General features: G+C 69.5%; 16 protein-coding genes and 1 riboswitch. All 16 genes read left to right on the top strand.

The genetic code is table 11. The annotated features are described in order from the left end of the window. The first annotated feature begins 38 nt into the window (after positions 1-38). The 16 genes from JOE67_RS02825 to argH all read left to right on the top strand — a co-directional run bounded on the left by JOE67_RS02825 (position 39) and on the right by argH (position 18,515). Positions 39-944 (top strand): glutamate ABC transporter substrate-binding protein, encoded by a 906-nt coding sequence (locus tag JOE67_RS02825; RefSeq protein WP_204974062.1) that lies wholly within the window; start codon positions 39-41, stop codon positions 942-944. Positions 945-1,005: 61 nt separating this feature from the next. After that, positions 1,006-1,659, top strand: coding sequence for an ABC transporter permease subunit (locus tag JOE67_RS02820; protein WP_204974061.1), 654 nt, complete (start codon positions 1,006-1,008; stop codon positions 1,657-1,659). Then, the gene (locus JOE67_RS02815) at positions 1,656-2,594 is read left to right on the top strand and encodes an amino acid ABC transporter permease (RefSeq protein WP_204974060.1); all 939 of its coding nucleotides are present in this window, start codon (positions 1,656-1,658) and stop codon (positions 2,592-2,594) included. Before JOE67_RS02820 ends, JOE67_RS02815 begins: the two co-directional genes overlap by 4 nt. Before the next feature lie 119 nt (positions 2,595-2,713). After that, positions 2,714-3,763, top strand: a complete 1,050-nt coding sequence (pheS, locus tag JOE67_RS02810; RefSeq protein WP_204974059.1) for a phenylalanine--tRNA ligase subunit alpha — start codon at positions 2,714-2,716, stop codon at positions 3,761-3,763. Then, positions 3,763-6,261, top strand: a complete 2,499-nt coding sequence (gene pheT / locus JOE67_RS02805) for a phenylalanine--tRNA ligase subunit beta (protein WP_204974058.1) — start codon at positions 3,763-3,765, stop codon at positions 6,259-6,261. Before pheS ends, pheT begins: the two co-directional genes overlap by 1 nt. A gap of 93 nt (positions 6,262-6,354) precedes the next feature. Continuing rightward, the gene (locus JOE67_RS02800; protein WP_204974057.1) at positions 6,355-6,939 is read left to right on the top strand and encodes a pyridoxamine 5'-phosphate oxidase family protein; all 585 of its coding nucleotides are present in this window, start codon (positions 6,355-6,357) and stop codon (positions 6,937-6,939) included. Then, positions 6,936-7,364 (top strand): cupin domain-containing protein, encoded by a 429-nt coding sequence (locus JOE67_RS02795; RefSeq protein ID WP_204974056.1) that lies wholly within the window; start codon positions 6,936-6,938, stop codon positions 7,362-7,364. The genes JOE67_RS02800 and JOE67_RS02795 overlap by 4 nt, the downstream gene beginning before the upstream one ends. Positions 7,365-7,428: 64 nt before the next feature. Continuing rightward, on the top strand, positions 7,429-8,400 hold the full coding sequence (locus JOE67_RS02790) for an NAD-dependent epimerase/dehydratase family protein (RefSeq protein ID WP_204974055.1): 972 nt from the start codon (positions 7,429-7,431) through the stop codon (positions 8,398-8,400). Positions 8,401-8,451: 51 nt separating this feature from the next. Further along, a riboswitch (TPP riboswitch) is annotated at positions 8,452-8,545 on the top strand. Next, entirely contained in the window at positions 8,537-9,400 is an 864-nt protein-coding gene (gene thiM / locus JOE67_RS02785) for a hydroxyethylthiazole kinase (RefSeq protein ID WP_204974054.1), read from the top strand. It overlaps the preceding riboswitch by 9 nt. Next, the gene (locus JOE67_RS02780; RefSeq protein ID WP_204974053.1) at positions 9,397-11,523 is read left to right on the top strand and encodes a bifunctional hydroxymethylpyrimidine kinase/phosphomethylpyrimidine kinase; all 2,127 of its coding nucleotides are present in this window, start codon (positions 9,397-9,399) and stop codon (positions 11,521-11,523) included. Before thiM ends, JOE67_RS02780 begins: the two co-directional genes overlap by 4 nt. A 269-nt stretch (positions 11,524-11,792) precedes the next feature. After that, a complete protein-coding gene (argC, locus tag JOE67_RS02775) occupies positions 11,793-12,845 on the top strand; it encodes an N-acetyl-gamma-glutamyl-phosphate reductase (protein ID WP_204974052.1) in 1,053 nt (350 codons plus the stop codon). Continuing rightward, positions 12,842-13,999 carry a bifunctional glutamate N-acetyltransferase/amino-acid acetyltransferase ArgJ gene (gene argJ / locus JOE67_RS02770; RefSeq protein WP_204974051.1) on the top strand — a complete coding sequence of 386 codons (1,158 nt, stop codon included), beginning with the start codon at positions 12,842-12,844 and terminating at the stop codon, positions 13,997-13,999. The genes argC and argJ overlap by 4 nt, the downstream gene beginning before the upstream one ends. Then, positions 13,996-14,898, top strand: a complete 903-nt coding sequence (gene argB / locus JOE67_RS02765; protein ID WP_204974050.1) for an acetylglutamate kinase — start codon at positions 13,996-13,998, stop codon at positions 14,896-14,898. Before argJ ends, argB begins: the two co-directional genes overlap by 4 nt. Then, positions 14,891-16,114 (top strand): acetylornithine transaminase, encoded by a 1,224-nt coding sequence (locus JOE67_RS02760; protein WP_204974049.1) that lies wholly within the window; start codon positions 14,891-14,893, stop codon positions 16,112-16,114. The genes argB and JOE67_RS02760 overlap by 8 nt, the downstream gene beginning before the upstream one ends. Further along, entirely contained in the window at positions 16,111-17,079 is a 969-nt protein-coding gene (gene argF / locus JOE67_RS02755; protein WP_204974048.1) for an ornithine carbamoyltransferase, read from the top strand. Before JOE67_RS02760 ends, argF begins: the two co-directional genes overlap by 4 nt. Beyond that, positions 17,076-18,515 (top strand): argininosuccinate lyase, encoded by a 1,440-nt coding sequence (gene argH, locus JOE67_RS02750; RefSeq protein ID WP_204974047.1) that lies wholly within the window; start codon positions 17,076-17,078, stop codon positions 18,513-18,515. Before argF ends, argH begins: the two co-directional genes overlap by 4 nt. Positions 18,516-18,576: the final 61 nt, after the last annotated feature.

Below are 18,576 nucleotides of genomic sequence, written 5' to 3'. Positions count from 1 at the left end.
GCACACCGAACAGCACCACAGCACAGAAGGAGACGCACATGCGACGCACACGAGTTCTCGCAGGCATCGGAGTCGCCACGGCGGCGCTGCTCGCCCTCACCGGCTGCAACAGCGGCAGCCCCAGCAACCCGGGCGGCGGCGGCACCGGTGACGGCGGCGACAAGCCGCTCTTCGAGGTCGCCAAGGACGTCAAGCTCGACGGCAGCCCCACCTTCGACAAGATCAAGGACGCGGGCAAGGTCACCGTCGGCGTCAAGGAGGACCAGCCCAACCTGGGTTACCTCGACGCGACGACGGGCGAACGCACGGGCTTCGACATCGACATCGCTCGCTGGATCGCCGCCTCGCTCGGCTACGACGAGGACAAGATCGACTTCAAGCCGATCGCGTCCGCGAACCGCGAGCAGGCGATCGTGAACGGCGACATCGACTACTACGTCGGCACGTACTCGATCAACGACAAGCGCAAGGAGCAGATCGACTTCGCCGGTCCGTACTTCATCACCGGTCAGGGTCTGCTGATCCGCAAGGACGACCCCGACGCCGACAAGCTCGAGGACTTCAACGGCAAGACCGTCTGCTCGGCCACGGGCTCCACGCCGATCCAGAACATCAAGGCGAACTTCAAGGAGATCAAGACGCAGGAGTACGACCTGTACTCCGCCTGCGTGCAGGACCTGATCGACGGCAAGGTCGACGCGGTCACGACCGACCAGGCCATCCTGATCGGCTACGCCGCGCAGTACCCGGACGAGGTCAAGGTCACCGGCGGTCTCTTCACCGAGGAGCGCTACGGCGTCGGCCTCGCCAAGGGCGACGACGTGCTGCGCAAGCACATCAACGACCTGTTCACCGAGAACAACGACATCTGGCAGGGCATCTTCGACAAGAACCTGGGCGAGTCGGGCATCGAGGTCGAGCAGCCGAAGGTCGACGCGTACTGATCACCTCTCGGGGCGGCTCTGAACGGGCCGCCCCGAACACCTCCTGAGAAGGGAAGACGGCGTGGACGTCATCTTCGGAAACCTCGACCTGTGGGGAGAGGCGATCGCGAACACCCTCCTGGTGTTCTTCATCGGCGGTCTCATCGCGCTCGTGCTCGGCATCATCGTGGGCGCCATGCGCGTCTCGCCCGTGCCGATCGCGCGTGCCGTCGGCACGGCGTATGTGAACATCGTCCGCAACACCCCGCTGACGCTCGTCTTCTTCTTCGTGTTCGGCTACCCGCAGCTGGGCCTGCCAGACCTGTCGAACACGGTGCTCGGCATCCTCGCCATCGGCATCTACACCGCGACGTACGTCGCCGAGGTCCTGCGCGCCGGCATCAACACGGTGCCGGTCGGGCAGGCCGAGGCCGCACGCGCGATCGGCCTGCCGTTCGGCCAGGTCATGACCCTGGTCGTGCTGCCGCAGGCGTTCCGGTCTGTCGTGCCGCCCATGATGAGCGTGTTCATCGCGCTGCTGAAGAACACGACCGTCGCCGCCGGCTTCTCGATCGGCGAGCTCGCTGCTCTGCGGGCCACGATCAACGACGCACCTGGCCGCCCCGGCAACCCGATGGAGGTCCTGCTCTGGGTCGCCATCGTCTTCGTGGTGCTGGTGCTCGCGATGAGCGCGGTGCAGCGCCACCTCGAGAACAAGTGGAGGATCGCACGATGACCTCAGTGCTCTATGACGTACCCGGTCCGCGGGCGATCGCTCGCAACCGCATCCTCGCCGTCATCACGATCCTCGTCGTCCTCGGTGCGATCGGCTTCGTCGTCTACCGCATGTACGCCAGCGGACAGTTCGAGCCGCAGAAATGGTACGTCTTCACGTTCTCGAACGTGTGGATGGGGATCCTGGGGGCCCTGGGCAAGACGCTGGGCGCTTTCGCCCTCGCAGCCGTGCTGAGTCTCATCCTCGGCTTCGTGCTCGCCATCGGGCGGCTGTCCGACCATGCGTGGGTGCGCATCCCGGTCGGGGTGATCATCGAGCTGTTCCGCGCCGTGCCGGTGCTGGTCTTCATGATGCTGCTGTACTACGGCCTGCCCGTGGTCGGCGTCGACATGGACCCGTACTGGGCCGTGGTCATCGGCCTGATGGTCTACAACGGCTCGGTGCTCGCCGAGGCGCTCCGCGCCGGCATCGAGTCGCTGCCAAAGGGCCAGAAGGAGGCCGGCTACGCGATCGGTCTGCGCAAGAGCGGCGTCATGCGCCTGATCCTGCTGCCGCAGGCCGTGCGCGCCATGCTGCCCGTGATCGTGGCGCAGCTCGTCGTCACGCTCAAGGACACCGCGCTCGGCTTCATCATCACCTATCCCGAGCTGCTGTACTACGCGAAGCTGCTCAGCTCGCAGCAGGGTCGCCCGATCCTGCAGTCGGCGTTCGTCATCGGCGGCATCTACATCGCGCTCTGCCTGATCCTCGCCGGGATCGCGAAGTGGGTGGAGGTGCGCACGCGGCACTCGCCCAAGCTCAAGGGCTACACGCCGGATGCCGGTGGCGCCGACCCCCGCATCCACGGGGAGTCGACGGTCACCGAAGTCATCGCCATGCAGCGCGGTGCGGGCAAGTTCGACCCGGGTTCGGGCGCCCCGCCCGCGCAGTTCTGACCCAAGACGCGGCAGAGAAGGCGTCCCCGACCGGGGACGCCTTCTCTGCTTCTCGCCGCTCGATCACGCCGGAGGCCGCGGGCAGGGCGGCAGCCCGTCCGCCGGTAGACTCTTCTCTCGTGTCAGACTCGCCCGAAACACCCCAGATCACACCCGAGGCGGTGGAGTCGGCCGTCGACGCCGCGCTCGCCGCGATCGGCGCCGCAGCCGACACGGCAGAGCTGAAGGCCGCCCGCGGGGCCCACGTCGCCGAGGGCTCGCCGCTGGCCGTTCTCAACGCCTCGATGCGTCAGGTCGCGCCCGAGCACAAGGCCGCGTTCGGAAAGCTCATCGGGCAGGGGAGGGGCAGGGTCACCCAGGCGCTCGCCGCCAAGGAGGCCGAGCTCGCCGAGGCCGAGACGGCGGCGCGCCTCGAGGCCGAGCGAGTCGACATCACCGCGATCGCGTCGCGCTCTCGCGTCGGCGCCCGCCACCCGCTGCCGCTCATGCAGGAGCAGATCAGCGACATCTTCGTCGGAATGGGCTGGGAGATCGCGGAAGGTCCCGAGCTCGAGCACGAGTGGTTCAACTTCGACGCACTCAACTTCGACGAGGATCACCCTGCCCGACAGGAGCAGGACACGTTCTACGTCGACCCGACCTCGCGCCATCTCGTGATGCGCACGCACACGAGCCCCGTGCAGGTGCGCTCGATGCTCGATCGCGAGGTGCCGATCTACGTGCTGTGCCCCGGACGCGTGTACCGCACCGACGAGTTCGACGCGACGCACCTTCCGGTGTTCACCCAGGTCGAGGGTCTCGTGGTCGACAAGGGCATCACGATGGCTCACCTCAAGGGAACGCTCGATCACCTGGCGAAGCAGCTGTTCGGCGCCGAGGCGAAGACTCGCCTGCGCACCAACTACTTCCCGTTCACCGAGCCGTCAGCCGAGTTCGATCTGTGGCACCCGACCTTCAAGGGCGGCGCGCGCTGGATCGAGTGGGGCGGCTGCGGCATGGTCAACCCCAACGTGCTGCGCGCGGCGGGCATCGACCCCGAGGTGTACAGCGGGTTCGCCTTTGGCATCGGCGTCGAGCGCGCCCTGATGTTCCGCAGCGATGTGAAGGACATGCGCGACATGGCAGAGGGCGATGTGCGCTTCAGCGAGCAGTTCGGGATGGTGGTGTGATGCGCGTTCCTCTCTCATGGCTGCGCGAGTACGTCGATGTGGCACCGGATGCCACGGCTGAGGACGTCCTGGAGTCGTTCGTGTCGGTCGGCTTCGAAGAGGAGGATGTCCACCGCTTCGAGATCTCGGGTCCGGTCGTCGTCGGTCAGGTGCTGTCGATCGAGCCGGAGCCGCAGAAGAACGGCAAGACGATCAACTGGTGCCAGGTGGATGTCGGCGAGGCCGAGCCCCGGGGCATCGTCTGCGGCGCCCACAACTTCGTGGTCGGCGACAAGGTCGTGGTCACACTGCCTGGCGCAGTGCTGCCCGGCCCGTTCCCGATCGCCGCTCGCAAGACCTACGGTCACGTCTCGGACGGCATGATCGCCTCGGCACGCGAGCTGGGTCTGGGCGACGAGCACGACGGCATCATCGTGCTGTCGACGCTGGGGCTCGACCCCGAGGTCGGCACGGATGCCATCGCGCTTCTGCACCTCGACGACTTCGCCGTCGACGTCAACGTGACGCCCGACCGCGGCTATGGCTTCTCGATGCGCGGACTCGCTCGCGAGTACTCGCATGCGACCGGAGCGGAGTTCCGCGACCCCGCCGATCGCGACTTCGCCGAGCTGCAGCCGGGCGCGGGTTTCGAGATCCGCGTCGACGATCAGAACCCGATCCGCGGTGCGGTCGGCGCGAGCGAGTTCGTCGCACGCGTCGTGCGCGGGGTCGACCCGTCGCGCCCCACTCCGCCGTGGATGGTCGCGCGACTGAGCCTCGCGGGGATGCGATCCCTGGGCGTGCTCATCGACATCACCAACTACGTCATGCTCGAGCTCGGCAACCCGGTCCACGGTTACGACCTCGACAAGCTGCAGGGCGGGATCGTCGTGCGTCGTGCGACCGCCGGCGAGCGGATGACGACGCTCGACGGCCAGGAACGAGACCTGCACGTCGAGGACCTGCTCATCACCGACGGCTCGGGTCCGATCGGCCTCGCCGGCGTCATGGGCGGCGGCACCACGGAGATGAGCGATGAGACCCGCAACGTTCTCATCGAGGCCGCCACCTTCGACCCGGTGACGATCGCCCGTTCGGCCCGTCGGCACAAGCTGCCCAGCGAGGCGTCGAAGCGCTTCGAACGCGGTGTCGACCCGCTGATCCCCTTCGTCGCCGCGCGCCGCGTCGCCGACCTCATGGTCGAGCTCGCCGGTGGGACGCTGACCGACGAGGGCGGTGCGCTGTACGCCGAGGTCGAGATCGCCGGCATCGATCTGCCGCGCGGCTTCACCCAGGGCGTCGTGGGCGTCGACTACACCGACGACGAGATCACGGGCGCGCTGGAGATGATCGGCGCTGAGGTCTCCGAGGCCGACGGCGGCTGGTTCGTCATCCCGCCGAGCTGGCGGCGCGACCTGACCGACAAGTGGACACTCGTCGAGGAGGTCGCGCGCATTCACGGACTCGACCGCATTCCGTCGGTCCTGCCGACGCCGCCGTCAGGCCGCGGCTACACCGCCCTCCAGGTGGGCCGCAAGCGCGTCGCGGATGCCCTGGCCGCGGCCGGCTTCGTGGAGACGCCGTCGTTCCCCTTCACCACGCAGGAGCAGAACGATCTGCACGGCTCGCCCTCCGGAGCGCACCTGTCCGGCATCCGCCTGGCGAACCCTCTGGATGGCCAGCTGCCGTTCCTGCGCCGTTCGCTCGTGCCGGGCCTGATGCAGACCGCCCACCGCAACATCTCGCGCGGGCTGGTCGATCTCGCGCTGTTCGAAGTCGGCTCGGTGTTCACGCCCGAAGAGGGCGTCGTGTACGGCACCGACATCGTCCCGCCACTCGGTCAGCGCCCTTCGGACGAGACGCTCGCCGAGCTGAACGCGTCGATCCCGCCGCAGCCTCGCCTCGTGTCGGCGCTGCTGACGGGCAGCATCACCACGCGCCAGCCTGGCCGCGCCGCCGAGCACGTCGACCTGTCCGACGCCCTCGACGCCGTGCGGGTGATCGCCGTCGCAGCCGGTGTCGAGATCGAGGTCGAGCAGACGCAGCGCGCCGCCCTGCACCCCGGCCGTGCCGGAGCGCTGACCGTCGCCGGTGAGCAGGTCGGCTACGTCGGCGAGCTGCACCCGCAGGTCTCGGCCGACGCGGACCTCCCCGGTCGGGCCTACGTGCTCGAACTCGATCTGGATCGCGTGCTGACCCTCGCCGGTCACCGTGTGGTTGCCGAGTCGCTGTCGACGTTCCCCGCCGCGACTCAGGACGTCTCGCTCGCCGTGGGCGTCGAGGTGCCGGCATCCGAGGTGCGCGACGCCCTTGTCGAGGGCGCCGGCGAACTGCTCGAGTCGGTGCGTCTCGTCGATGACTACCGTGGCGATGGCCTGGGCGAGGGGCAGAAGAGCCTCAGCTTCGCGCTGCGCTTCCGGGCATCAGACCGCACCCTGACAGCCGCCGAGGCGAGCGAGGCCAAGATGGCCGGCGTCGCTCTCGCGGCGGAGCGTGTCGGCGCGAGCATCCGCGACTGACCCGTCTGCGAGCAGCCCTTCTGAGCCGGTCGGCTCAGGAGGGCTGCTGCGATTGCGGACCCTCCGAGCCCCGGCGGTGCGTAGGCTCAGAGCATGACCACCGCCGCCCGCCTCAGGGCCGTGCCGAGCCTGACCGGAGACGCCCCCGCCTTCGACCCCAGCGATGCGCCGGCAGACCCGGTTGCGCTGTTCCTGAGCTGGCTCGACGACGCACTGGATCGCTGCGTGGCCGAGCCTCTTGCGATGACGCTCGCGACGGTCGACTCCGAGGGGATGCCTGATGCCCGCACCCTGATCCTGAAGGACGTGAGCGAGTGGGGCTGGGCATTCGCGGGGCACCGTCGCTCGGCGAAGAGCATGCAGCTGGCCGGCCGGCCCAGCGCAGCGCTCGCCTTCTGGTGGCAGCCGCTCATGCGCGCGGTCCGTGTGCGCGGCCGGGTGGTCGAGGCGACGGCTGAGGAGAGCGCCGCCGACCTCGCCGCGCGTTCCCGGTCGGCGCGCGCCCGCGTCTTGCCGGGGGAGTGGATGCTGTGGCGCGTCGTCCCCGAGCGCGTCGAGTTCTGGCAGGGACGCCCCGATCGCGACCACGTGCGGCTGATCTACCGGCTGCGAGACCGGGGCTGGGTGCACGGCGTCGAGCGCGCAGAGAAGACCGACGACATCGAGGAGCAGGGATGAGCGACTACCAGGTGATCGAGATCGGCGCGCAGCAGGACTGGCGTGCCTTCCACGGCGGCTTCGATGAGGCGCGCTCGCGCGACGGACGACGTGTCGTGGACCACGAGCTGACCATGCAGTACATCGGCATGACGGCCAATGCGCTCGTGCCAGGCGAGCAGGCCGGCTACTGGCATGTGCACGAGAAGGTCGAGGAGCTGTACGTCTTCCTCGGCGGCCGCGGCCAGATGGGTCTCGACGATGACGTCGTCGACGTCGCCGAGGGCACGGTGGTGCGCGTGGGCCAGGGCGTCTGGCGCACCTGGCGCGCCCTGCCGGACAGTCCGGCAGAGCTGCGCTGGCTGTGCATCCGCTCCGGCGGCGAGAGTCTTCCGCACATGCCGGACGACTCCCGGCGCGGCCCGGACCGTCCGATGCCATGGTGAGCGCCGTCTGACGCTCTGAGCGGAATCGCTTCCGTCGCCTCCAGCCGAGTGGTGTCATTGCGGCATGACCAAGGTGCTCGTACTCGGTGGAACAGGATGGCTCTCGGGGCGCATCGCGCGTCGATGGCGGGATGCCGGAGCGGAGGTGACCTGTCTCGCGCGCGGCGATCGGGCGGCGCCGGACGGCACTGTCCTGCTTCGAGGCGACCGCGATGCACCCGGGGTGTACGACCGGCTCGCCGAGCACCGCTGGGACGAGATCGTCGACATCTCCTCGCGCGCAGAGCACGTCGCGCAGGCGGTCGAGGCGCTGGGCGATCGCACCGAGCACTGGACGTACGTCTCATCGATGTCGGTGTACTCCGACGATGCGAGCGAGGGGCTCGACGAGTCGGGCGAGCTGCATGCGCCTGCGCGACCCGGCGACGAGTACGAGTACGGTGCCCAGAAGGTCGCCGCCGAACAGGCGGTCTCGACTCTCGGCGAGCGAGCCTTCATCGTGCGACCAGGGCTGATCGTCGGCCCTGGTGACCCGAGCGACCGATTCGGGTACTGGGCGGCGGCCTTCGCGAGGGCGGGCATCGGGCCGGTGCTGGTGCCCGAGCTCGCCGGACGCTCGGCCCAGGTGATCGACGTCGACGACCTCGCGGAGTTCCTCTCCGGCAAGCCGCGCCGGGGCATTGTGAACGCCATCGGGGATGTGCACTTGCTCGCCGACCTGCTCAGCCGCATCCGTGCGGCAGCCGGCCACACCGGCGAGCTGCTGGAGGCCGGCGACGCCTGGCTCGAAGCTCATGATGTGCAGTACTGGATGGGAGAGCGCTCGCTGCCGCTGTGGCTGCCGGCCGACATGCCCGGGTTCATGCGTCGTGACAACTCCGCGTATCGCGCCGCCGGGGGACGCCTCACCCCGCCGGATGACACCATCCGCGCTGTGCTCGACGACGAGCGCGCTCGCGGTCTCGACCGCGAGCGGCGGGCGGGGCTGAGCCGCGACGACGAGGAGGCCCTGATCCACGAGCTGACGTCGTCCTGACATCCGGCGTCTCTCGGCGCTGAACACGACCGACGCCTCGCTAGACTCGCGTGCAGTGACACGGGGTGCCGCATCCGCGGCTGAGATCACACCCGTCGAACCTGATCTAGTTCGTACTAGCGAAGGGATGTCGCCCATGAGCGATCCTCTGCGTCCGTCCACCCGAGTCCCGGCCGTCGCCGCCGCCCTCCTGACATGCGTGAGAGAGGCGCCACCGCTCACGCACTGCATCACGAACGCGGTGGTCACCGGCTTCACCGCGAACACCCTGCTCGCCGTCGGAGCGTCACCGGCGATGGTCGACATCGTCGGAGAAGCCGGCATGTTCGCCGGAGTCGCGTCCGGGCTGCTGATCAACCTCGGCACGCCCACCCCGGAGCAGCGTGCGGCGAGCCTCGAGGCCGTCGCCGGAGCGAACACCGCCGGCACCCCGTGGGTGCTCGACCCCGTCGCGGTCGGCGCGCTGCCCGTGCGCACCGCGCTCGCCGCCGAACTCGCATCGCTGCATCCGACGGCCGTGCGCGGCAACGCCAGCGAGATCCTCGCGCTGGCGGGAACCGGCGCAGGAGGTCGGGGCGTGGATGCCGTCGATGCGCCGGATGCGGCCATCGATGCCGCTCGCGCGATCGCCGAGCGATGCGGCAGCGTGGTCGCGGTCTCCGGGCCGGTCGACCTGCTGACAGACGGCACCCGCACGATCCGCATCGCGAACGGTGACGCCCTGCTCACTCGCGTCACCGGCGGTGGCTGCGCCCTCGGCGCGCTCATGGCGGCGTTCCTCGGCGCGGCGCGTTCGGTCGGAGCGGACGCGCTGGATGCCGTCGCCTCCGCGACGCTGGTGTACACGATCGCCGCCGAGCACGCCGCCCGCGCGGCGGACGGCCCCGGTAGCTTCGCCGTCGCCCTGCTCGACGCGCTCTCCGGGATCGATCCTGCTGACATCGAGGCCGAAGCGCGCGTCGACGAGAGCACCAACCGCATCGAGGCGGGTGCGCTGTGAGTGCCGACCTGTCGACGTATCTCGTCACCGATCCGGACCTGTGCGGCGATCGGGGCGTCGTCGACACGGTCCGCGATGCAGTGGCCGGCGGTGTCACCGTGGTACAGCTTCGCGACAAGGACGCCCCGGACGCCTCGATCGTCGAGCAGCTGATCGCGCTGAGCGAGGCGATCGCCGGTCGGGCCCTGCTCGTGGTCGACGATCGCGTCGATGCGGTGGTCGAGGCCCGACGGCGGGGAGCGCGCGTCGACGGCGTGCATGTGGGCCAGTCCGACATCCACGTCGCCGACGCCAGGCGCCTGCTCGGCCCCGATGCGCTGATCGGACTCACCGCGAACACCACCGCGCATCTCGATGCCGTCCGTGCCCTGCCCGCGGGAACGGTCGACTACATCGGTGTGGGAGTGATCCGCCCTACCGCCACGAAGCCGGATCATCCTCCGGCTCTGGGCGTCGATGGATTCCGTGCGCTCGCCGCAGACAGCCCGGTTCCCGCCGTGGCGATCGGCGGCATCGGCGTCGACGACATCGCACCCCTCCGCGAGGCGGGCGCTGCCGGCGTCGCGGTCGTCTCTGCCATCTGCGCCGCCGACGACGCCAGGCAGGCGGCGCAGGAGATCAGGCGGCTGTGGACGGGGCGCACAGCGCCGCGGGTGCTGAGCATCGCGGGCAGCGATCCCTCCGGCGGTGCCGGAATCCAGGCCGACCTCAAGTCGATCGCCGCGCACGGCGGCTACGGCATGGCGGCGATCACGGCGCTGACCGCGCAGAACACCCAGGGCGTGCGTGCTGTGCACGTGCCTCCGGCCGGGTTCCTGCGCGACCAGCTGCGAGCCCTCTCTGACGACATCGGGATCGACGCGGTGAAGATCGGGATGCTGGCGAGCGCCGAGGTCATCGAGACCGTCGCCGAATGGCTCTCCGCGCATCGGCCGGCCACGGTCGTGCTCGACCCCGTGATGGTCGCCACCAGCGGCGACCGACTGCTCGATGCACGGGCGGAATCGGCCTTGCGTGACCTCGCGGCCCTCGCGGATGTCGTCACTCCCAACCTCGCCGAGCTGGCCGTGCTCGCGGGGCGGCCGCTGCATGGCTGGGACGACGCCCTGTGCGCCGCGCAGCGCGTCTCGGCCGAGACCGGCGCCCTCGTGCTCGCCAAGGGTGGTCACCTCGGCGGCCCGTCGGCGCCGGATGCCCTCGTCGGCGAAGACGGCGTCATCGCCGCCTTCGACGGCGCGCGCATCGAGACCGGCAGCACGCATGGCACGGGGTGCTCGCTGTCGTCCGGGCTGGCGACGCTGCGTGCCGCGGGGAACGAGTGGCCGGATGCCGTGTGCGAGGCGCGCGCGTGGCTGCGGGAGTCGCTGCGCGCCGGCGACGCGCTCGACGTGGGCAGGGGCCATGGTCCGGTGAATCACTTCGCGGGACTGTGGCAGCGGGGCGGCCTGAGAACCCGCCCCACGCCCTATGAGGTCCGTGACGAGTGGTGGCAGGGCATCGCCGACGTCCGGACGGCCATCGACGAGCTGCCGTTCATCCGCGCGCTGGCGGACGGCTCTCTCGACCGCGAGCGGTTCCTCCGCTATCTCGCGCAGGACGCGCTGTACCTGCGCGAGTACGCGCGGGTTCTCGCCGAGGCCGCGCGTCTCGCGCCGAGTCCTGAGGAGCAGGCCTTCTGGGCGGAATCGGCGAGAGGCTGCATCGACGGCGAGCTCGAGCTGCACGCGTCGTGGCTCACACCAGAGACCGGCGTCGAAGCCGAGACGTTCGACGCCGAGCCCAGCCCGGTGACGACCGCCTACCTCGACCACCTGCGGGCGGCGGCGTTCTCCGGCGAGTACGCGGTGCTCATCGCGGCGGTGCTGCCCTGCTTCTGGCTGTACGCCGACCTCGGCGCCCGCCTGCGTGCGGGTGCGTTCGGAGCACGCGCTCTGGATCCCCGGCATCGCTACGCGTCGTGGCTCACGACCTACGCCGACCCGGGGTTCGCCGAGGCGAGCGAGCGAGCGATCGGCTTCGTCATGTCGGCGGCGGCCACTGCCGACGAGCAGGTCAGGCGGCGGATGCAGCGCGCGTTCATGCTCGCGTCCGAGCACGAGCGGGCGTTCTTCGACCTGCGCTGAACCGTGGCGCCGGGGACACCTCGATTTGCGAACGCCGCGTTCCCGGCGCTACTGTCACGGCATGCCCTCGGCCGCACACCACATCGCTCAGCGCCTTCTGAGCGCTGCTCCTGTGCGCCGACGCCGCGGCGGCCGCCGACTCTAGGCGACCCCGCGCTTCCCGTCATGCTCGGCGGGCACGGCGCCGGTGTCGCCGCCCCGGCCCCGTTCTCCGCTCTCGCCCGCGTCATCTCCCGGGTCGACCGAGCACCGACCGTTAAGGTGGAAGCATGACGTACTCCGTCGCCGTCTCCGGCGCATCCGGCTATGCAGGAGGCGAGATCCTGCGGCTTCTCGCCGCCCATCCCGACATCGAGATCCGCACCGTGACCGCGCATTCCAACGCCGGTCAGGCGCTCATCGAGCACCAGCCGCATCTGCGCTCGCTCGCGCACCTCACTCTGCAGGACACGACTCCCGAGATCCTCTCCGGCCACGACGTCGTCTTCCTCGCCCTGCCGCACGGGCAGTCGGGTCAGTACACGGACGCCCTGGGCGACGTTCCTCTCGTGATCGATGCCGGGGCTGACCACCGGCTGACCTCAGAGGACGCGTGGGACGCCTTCTACGGCGGTGCATTCCACGAACCCTGGACCTACGGCGTGCCCGAGCTGCTCGTCGATGGCGGCAAGCAGCGCGAGAACCTGCGGGGTGCGGGGCGTATCGCGGCCCCCGGCTGCAACGCCTCCACCGTCAGCCTCAGCCTCGCGCCCGGTGTGGCAGCCGGTGTGATCGAGGCATCCGACATCGTCAGTGTCCTGGCTGTGGGCCCGTCCGGCGCGGGAAAGAGCCTGAAGACGAACCTGCTCGGCAGCGAGATCCTCGGCACCGCCAACCCCTACGCGGTCGGCGGCACGCACCGGCACATCCCCGAGATCCGTCAGGCGCTCGCCGCGGCATCCGGAACGGCGCCCGACGGCATCCGCATCTCATTCACGCCCGTGATCGTGCCGATGGCGAGGGGCATCCTGGCCACCTCGACAGCGACCATCGCCGAGGGGGTGAGCGACGCGCAGATCCGCGACGCGTGGCAGAGCGCCTACAGTGACGAGACCTTCGTGCAGCTGCTGCCAGCAGGGCACTTCCCTCGCACGGCAGACGTGCTCGGCGCGAACACCGCGCTGATCGGCCTGGCGATCGACCGCGCGGCGAACCGCGTGACCATCGTCACCGCCGTCGACAACCTCGTCAAGGGCACCGCGGGTGCCGCTGTGCAGTCCATGAACATCGCGCTCGGCCTGCCCGAAGGCCGCGCCCTCACCGTGAACGGAGTCGCGCCGTGAGCGTCACCGCCCCCCAGGGATTCGAGGCGGCAGGAGTCGCCGCCGGTCTGAAGAGCACCGGCAAGCCCGACGTCGCCGTCGTCGTCAACCGCGGCCCTCGCAAGGTGGGCGCCGCCGTGTTCACCACGAATCGCGCGAAGGCGAACCCCATCATCTGGTCGCAGCAGGTGATCGTCGACCGGGTGGTCGAGGCCATCGTGCTGAACTCCGGCGGTGCCAACTGCTTCACCGGCGCCTTCGGCTTCCAGACCACCCACCTCACCGCCGAGAAGGCCGGGGAGCTGCTGGATGTCAGTGCCGGCGACGTGCTGGTGTGCTCCACCGGCCTGATCGGCACCGGCGACGAGGTCTTCCGCACCAAGGTGCTCGACGGCCTCGAGCGCGGCATCGCAGCCCTCAGCCCTGACGGGGGCGACGATGCGGCCGCCGCGATCATGACCACCGACACCGTGCCGAAGACCGCCGTCATCAGCCGCGGCGGATGGACGATCGGCGGCATGGCCAAAGGCGCGGGCATGCTCGCACCTGGGCTCGCCACCATGCTGGTCGTGATCACCACCGACGCCGATCTGGAGGCATCCGAAGCCGACGCGGCGCTGCGCAAGGCGACCGGGGTCAGCTTCGACCGACTCGACTCCGACGGATGCATGTCCACCAACGACCAGGTGACGCTGCTCGCGAGCGCGGCCAGCGGCATCCGGCCCGACCTCGACGACTTCGCCGACGCTCTCGCCGACCTGTGCCGCGACCTGGCTGTGCAGCTGCAGGCCGACGCCGAGGGCGCGAGTCACAGCATCGCGATCGAAGTGAAGAACGCCGTGACCGAGGCCGAGGCCGTAGAGGTCGGCCGCTCCGTCGCCAGGAACAACCTGTTCAAGGCTGCGATCTTCGGCAACGACCCCAACTGGGGGCGGGTGCTCGCCGCGATCGGCACCACCTCCGCCCAGTTCGACCCGTATGACGTCGACGTGTCGATGAACGGAGTGCGGGTGTGCACCGCGGGCGGACCGGACCGGCCCCGCGAGGAGGTGGATCTGACGCCTCGCGAGACGCATATCGAGATCGACCTCAAGGTCGGCGACGCCACGGCGACGATCCTCACCAACGACCTGACCCACGACTACGTGCACGAGAACAGCGCATACGCCTCATGACGGATATTCAGGACACCGCCCCCGAGGAGGCCGCCGTCAAGGCCGCCACCCTCATCGAATCCCTGCCCTGGCTCAAGAAGTTCCGCGACCAGATCGTCGTCGTCAAGTACGGCGGCAACGCGATGGTCTCGGACGAGCTGCAGGAGGCCTTCGCCCAGGACATCGCCTACCTGCGCTACGTCGGCGTGCAGCCCGTCGTCGTGCACGGCGGCGGTCCGCAGATCTCCAACATGCTCGACAGGCTCGCCATCCCCAGTGAGTTCAAGGGCGGGTACCGGGTCACCAACACCGAGGCCATCTCGGTCGTGCGCATGGTGCTCACCGGTCAGGTGAACCCTCAGCTCGTCGCCAAGATCAACTCGCACGGCCCCATCGCCACCGGCCTGAGCGGGGAGGACGCGGGTCTGTTCGGCGGCCGTCGCCGCGGGGTCATGATCGACGGCGAGGAGGTCGATCTCGGTCGCGTCGGCGACGTCGTGCAGGTCGACCCGACTCCCGTCCTCGATCATCTCGCCGCCGGACGCATTCCTGTCGTCTCGTCGATCGCGCCCGACCTCGATCACCCCGGCCAGTCTCTCAATGTGAACGCGGATGCCGCGGCATCCGCACTCGCGGTCGCGCTGAACGCCCGCAAGCTGGTGATCCTCACCGACGTGCCGGGTCTCTACGCCGACTGGCCGAACCGCGACTCGCTGGTCTCGCACCTCACGTCGCACGACCTGACCGCCATGCTCCCGCAGCTCGAGTCGGGCATGATCCCCAAGATGCGCGCCTGCCTCGACGCCGTCGAGGGCGGCGTCGACGCCGCAGCCATCATCGACGGACGGGTGCCGCACTCGGTGCTCGTCGAGCTGTTCACGAGCAAGGGAATCGGCACGGAGGTGGTCAAGGATGCATGAGTGGAGCGAAGACGCCGCACGAGACCTGATGAGCCTGGGCGGACGGCTGGCGCTGCTGACCCGCGGCGAGGGGTCCTGGGTGTGGGATGCCGACGAGAACCGCTACCTGGACTTCCTCGGCGGCATCGCGGTCAACTGCCTCGGGCATGCCCATCCTGTCTTCGTCGACGCCGTCTCCCGCCAGGCGGCGACGCTCTCGCATGTCTCGAACTACTTCGCCTCGCCGGCGCAGCTCGAGATCGCCGCACGGCTGAAACGACTCGCCGGCACGGGTGAGCAGGGGCGCGTGTACCTGGCGAACTCCGGCGCCGAGGCCAACGAGACGGCCATCAAGCTCTCGCGGCTGCACGGTGCGCGCTTCGCCGAGACCGAGGGGCGCGCACGCACGGCGATCCTCGTCGTCGAGGGCGCCTTCCACGGACGAACCATGGGTACGCTCTCGCTGACGCCCAAGGCTGCGTACCGTGACCCGTTCCAGCCCGCCCTCCCTGATGTCATCACGGTCGAGCGCTCGATCGAGGGCCTCGAGTCGGCCTTCTCATCGCACGCCGTCGCGGCGATGATCGTCGAGCCGATCCAGGGCGAGGCAGGAGTGGTCGAGCTGCCGGCCGGGTTCCTCGCCCGCGCCCGCGAGCTCACGACCGAGCACGATGCGCTGCTGATCCTCGACGAGGTGCAGACCGGCTCTGGACGCACGGGGGAGTGGTTCGCCTTCCAGCGCGAGGGCGTGACTCCGGATGCCGTGACCGTGGCTAAGAGCATCGGAGCGGGCTTCCCGCTCGGCGCGCTCATCACCTTCGGTGCCGCCAGCGACCTGTTCTATCCCGGCACGCACAACTCCACTTTCGGTGGCAATCCGCTCGCGAGCGCCGTCGCCAACGCCGTGCTCGGTCACATCGAGAGCGAGAACCTCCTCGCGAATGTCACTGCTCGCGGAGCGCAGCTGCGCGAGGCCGTGCTGTCGCTGCCGCTCGTCGGCGGCACGTCCGGCGCAGGCCTGCTCATCGGCATCCGCCTCACCCAGCCGGTCGCCGCCGCCGTCCGAGCCGCCGCGCACGAACGCGGCCTGATCGTCAATGCGCCGACGGACGACGTCATCCGCATCGCACCCGCCTACACGATCGGCGACGATGAGATCGACGAGTTCGTCACGCGTTTCGGCGCTGCTCTCACAGCCGTCGCCCAGAACCTTCCCGACATCAAGGAGCCGAAGTGACCCGCCACCTGCTGCGCGACGACGACCTGACCCCCGCCGAGCAGGCGGAGATCCTCGACCTCGCGATCGAGCTCAAGAAGGACCGCTGGGCGAGCAAGGCGCTGGCCGGTCCGCAGACCGTCGCCGTGATCTTCGACAAGTCGTCGACCCGCACGCGCGTCTCGTTCGCGGTCGGCATCGCAGACCTCGGCGGGTCGCCGCTGATCATCTCGACCGCCAACAGCCAGCTCGGCGGCAAGGAGACCCCCTCCGACACCGCGCGCGTTCTCGAGCGCCAGGTCGCGGCCATCGTGTGGCGGACGTACGCGCAGGCGGGCCTGGAAGAGATGGCACGCGGCACGCGCGTGCCCGTCGTGAACGCGCTCTCCGATGACTTCCACCCGTGTCAGCTGCTCGCCGACCTGCTCACCATCCGCGAGCACAAGGGCGATCTGAAGGGACTCACGCTCACATTCTTCGGCGACGGACGCAGCAACATGGCGCACTCGTACGCGCTCGCCGGTGTCACCGCCGGCATGCACGTGCGCATCGCTTCGCCCGATTCCTATGCTCCCCGCGCCGATGTGGTCATCGCCGCGCAGAAGCGTGCGGCCGAGACCGGCGGTTCCATCGCACTCGTCGCCGATCCGAGCCAGGCCGCGCAGGGCGCGGATGTGATCGTCACCGACACCTGGGTGTCGATGGGCAAGGAGGAGGAGAAGATCGAGCGTCTCCGTGAACTCGGCGGGTACAAGGTGACCACGGCGATCATGGAGCAGGCGGAAGCCGACGCGATTTTCATCCACTGTCTTCCCGCCGACCGCGGCTACGAGGTGGACTCCGAGGTCATCGACGGCCCGCAGAGCGTCGTCTGGGATGAGGCGGAGAACCGCCTTCACGCGCAGAAGGCGCTGCTCGTCTGGCTGCTCGGCAAGCAGGAGGACGCAGCACGCGGTGCGCTGAGCGACGGGAGCGAGACGAGATGAGCGCGGATGCAGGTGCAGACGCACACGGCACGAACGAGGGCGCGCTGTGGGGTGCCCGCTTCGCCGGCGGGCCGTCTCCGGAGCTGGCGGAGCTGAGCCGGTCGACGCACTTCGACTGGATCCTCGCGCCGTACGACATCGCCGGATCGCATGCGCACGCCACGGCGCTGGAGGCGGCCGGGTACCTCGAAGCCGACGAGGCCCGCATCATGCATGACGGACTCGACGCTCTCGCCGCCCGCATCGCAGACGGCACGCTGCTGCCGGATCCGGGCGACGAGGATGTGCACGGCGCGCTCGAGAAGGCGCTGATCGCCGAGGTCGGCGCCGACATCGGCGGCCGCCTGCGCGCCGGTCGCAGCCGCAATGACCAGATCGCCACGCTCGTGCGCATGTACCTCATCGACCATGCCCGTGTCATCGCCAAGCATCTGCTGCGCGTGATCGATGCGCTGGTGGCCCAGGCCGAGGCTCATCCGCACGCGATCCTGCCGGGGCGCACGCATCTCCAGCATGCGCAGCCGGTGCTGCTCGCGCATCACCTCCAGGCTCACGCATGGCCCCTGGTCCGCGAGCTGGAGCGCATCGTGGACTGGCGTCGCCGCGCGGGCGTCTCTCCGTACGGCGGAGGAGCGCTGGCAGGTTCGACCCTCGGACTCGACCCGGCACTCGTCGCCCGTGAGCTGGGTCTCGACCGCCCAGCCGAGAACTCGCTCGACGGCACCTCGGCGCGTGACGTGGTCGCCGAGTTCGCCTTCATTACCGCGATGACCGGCATCGACCTGTCGCGTCTGAGCGAGGAGATCATCCTCTGGAACACTCGCGAGTTCGGCTTCGTCACCCTCGACGACGCGTACTCGACGGGCTCGAGCATCATGCCGCAGAAGAAGAACCCCGACATCGCCGAGCTCGCGCGCGGCAAGTCCGGTCGTCTCATCGGCAACCTGTCGGGTCTGCTGGCGACGCTCAAGGGCCTGCCCCTGGCGTACAACCGCGATCTGCAGGAAGACAAGGAGCCGGTCTTCGACTCGGTGCAGACGCTCGAGGTGGTGCTGCCGGCGTTCGCGGGCATGATCGCGACGCTGCGCTTCGACGCCGAGCGGATGGCAGAGCTCGCGCCGCAGGGCTTCTCGCTCGCGACCGATGTCGCCGAGTGGCTGGTCAAGCGGCGCGTGCCGTTCCGCGACGCGCATGAGATATCGGGCGCGCTGGTGCGCGCATGCGAAGAGCGCGGTATCGGGCTCGAGGACGCCGATGACGAGCTGCTGCTGTCGGTCTCGGACCACCTCTCGGCCGACGTGCGAGAGGTGCTGACGATCGAGGGATCGGTGGCGTCCCGCTCAGGCGTAGGGGGAACGGCGCCGGAGAGGGTAGTCGAGCAGCGCGCGGAGCTCGTGGCGCGGGCTCAGGCCGCCGCGCACGCCATCGGGCTCTGATCGGAGTCTCCGCGAATAGTTCCGACTTATAACCGAATGGGGCATAAATCGAAACTATTCG

The organism is Microbacterium esteraromaticum (assembly GCF_016907315.1).
Taxonomy (GTDB): domain Bacteria; phylum Actinomycetota; class Actinomycetes; order Actinomycetales; family Microbacteriaceae; genus Microbacterium; species Microbacterium esteraromaticum.
Note: the sequence above shows the minus strand (reverse complement) of the source record. Positions and strands in the feature narration are given on the sequence as shown.

Coding starts and splice junctions, on each gene's coding strand:
- JOE67_RS02825 (WP_204974062.1), top strand. CDS start 39: ATGCGACGCACACGAGTTCTCGCAGGCATCGGAGTCGCCACGGCGGCG.
- JOE67_RS02815 (WP_204974060.1), top strand. CDS start 1,656: ATGACCTCAGTGCTCTATGACGTACCCGGTCCGCGGGCGATCGCTCGC.
- pheT (WP_204974058.1), top strand. CDS start 3,763: ATGCGCGTTCCTCTCTCATGGCTGCGCGAGTACGTCGATGTGGCACCG.
- JOE67_RS02800 (WP_204974057.1), top strand. CDS start 6,355: ATGACCACCGCCGCCCGCCTCAGGGCCGTGCCGAGCCTGACCGGAGAC.
- JOE67_RS02795 (WP_204974056.1), top strand. CDS start 6,936: ATGAGCGACTACCAGGTGATCGAGATCGGCGCGCAGCAGGACTGGCGT.
- JOE67_RS02790 (WP_204974055.1), top strand. CDS start 7,429: ATGACCAAGGTGCTCGTACTCGGTGGAACAGGATGGCTCTCGGGGCGC.
- thiM (WP_204974054.1), top strand. CDS start 8,537: ATGAGCGATCCTCTGCGTCCGTCCACCCGAGTCCCGGCCGTCGCCGCC.
- argC (WP_204974052.1), top strand. CDS start 11,793: ATGACGTACTCCGTCGCCGTCTCCGGCGCATCCGGCTATGCAGGAGGC.
- argB (WP_204974050.1), top strand. CDS start 13,996: ATGACGGATATTCAGGACACCGCCCCCGAGGAGGCCGCCGTCAAGGCC.
- JOE67_RS02760 (WP_204974049.1), top strand. CDS start 14,891: ATGCATGAGTGGAGCGAAGACGCCGCACGAGACCTGATGAGCCTGGGC.
- argH (WP_204974047.1), top strand. CDS start 17,076: ATGAGCGCGGATGCAGGTGCAGACGCACACGGCACGAACGAGGGCGCG.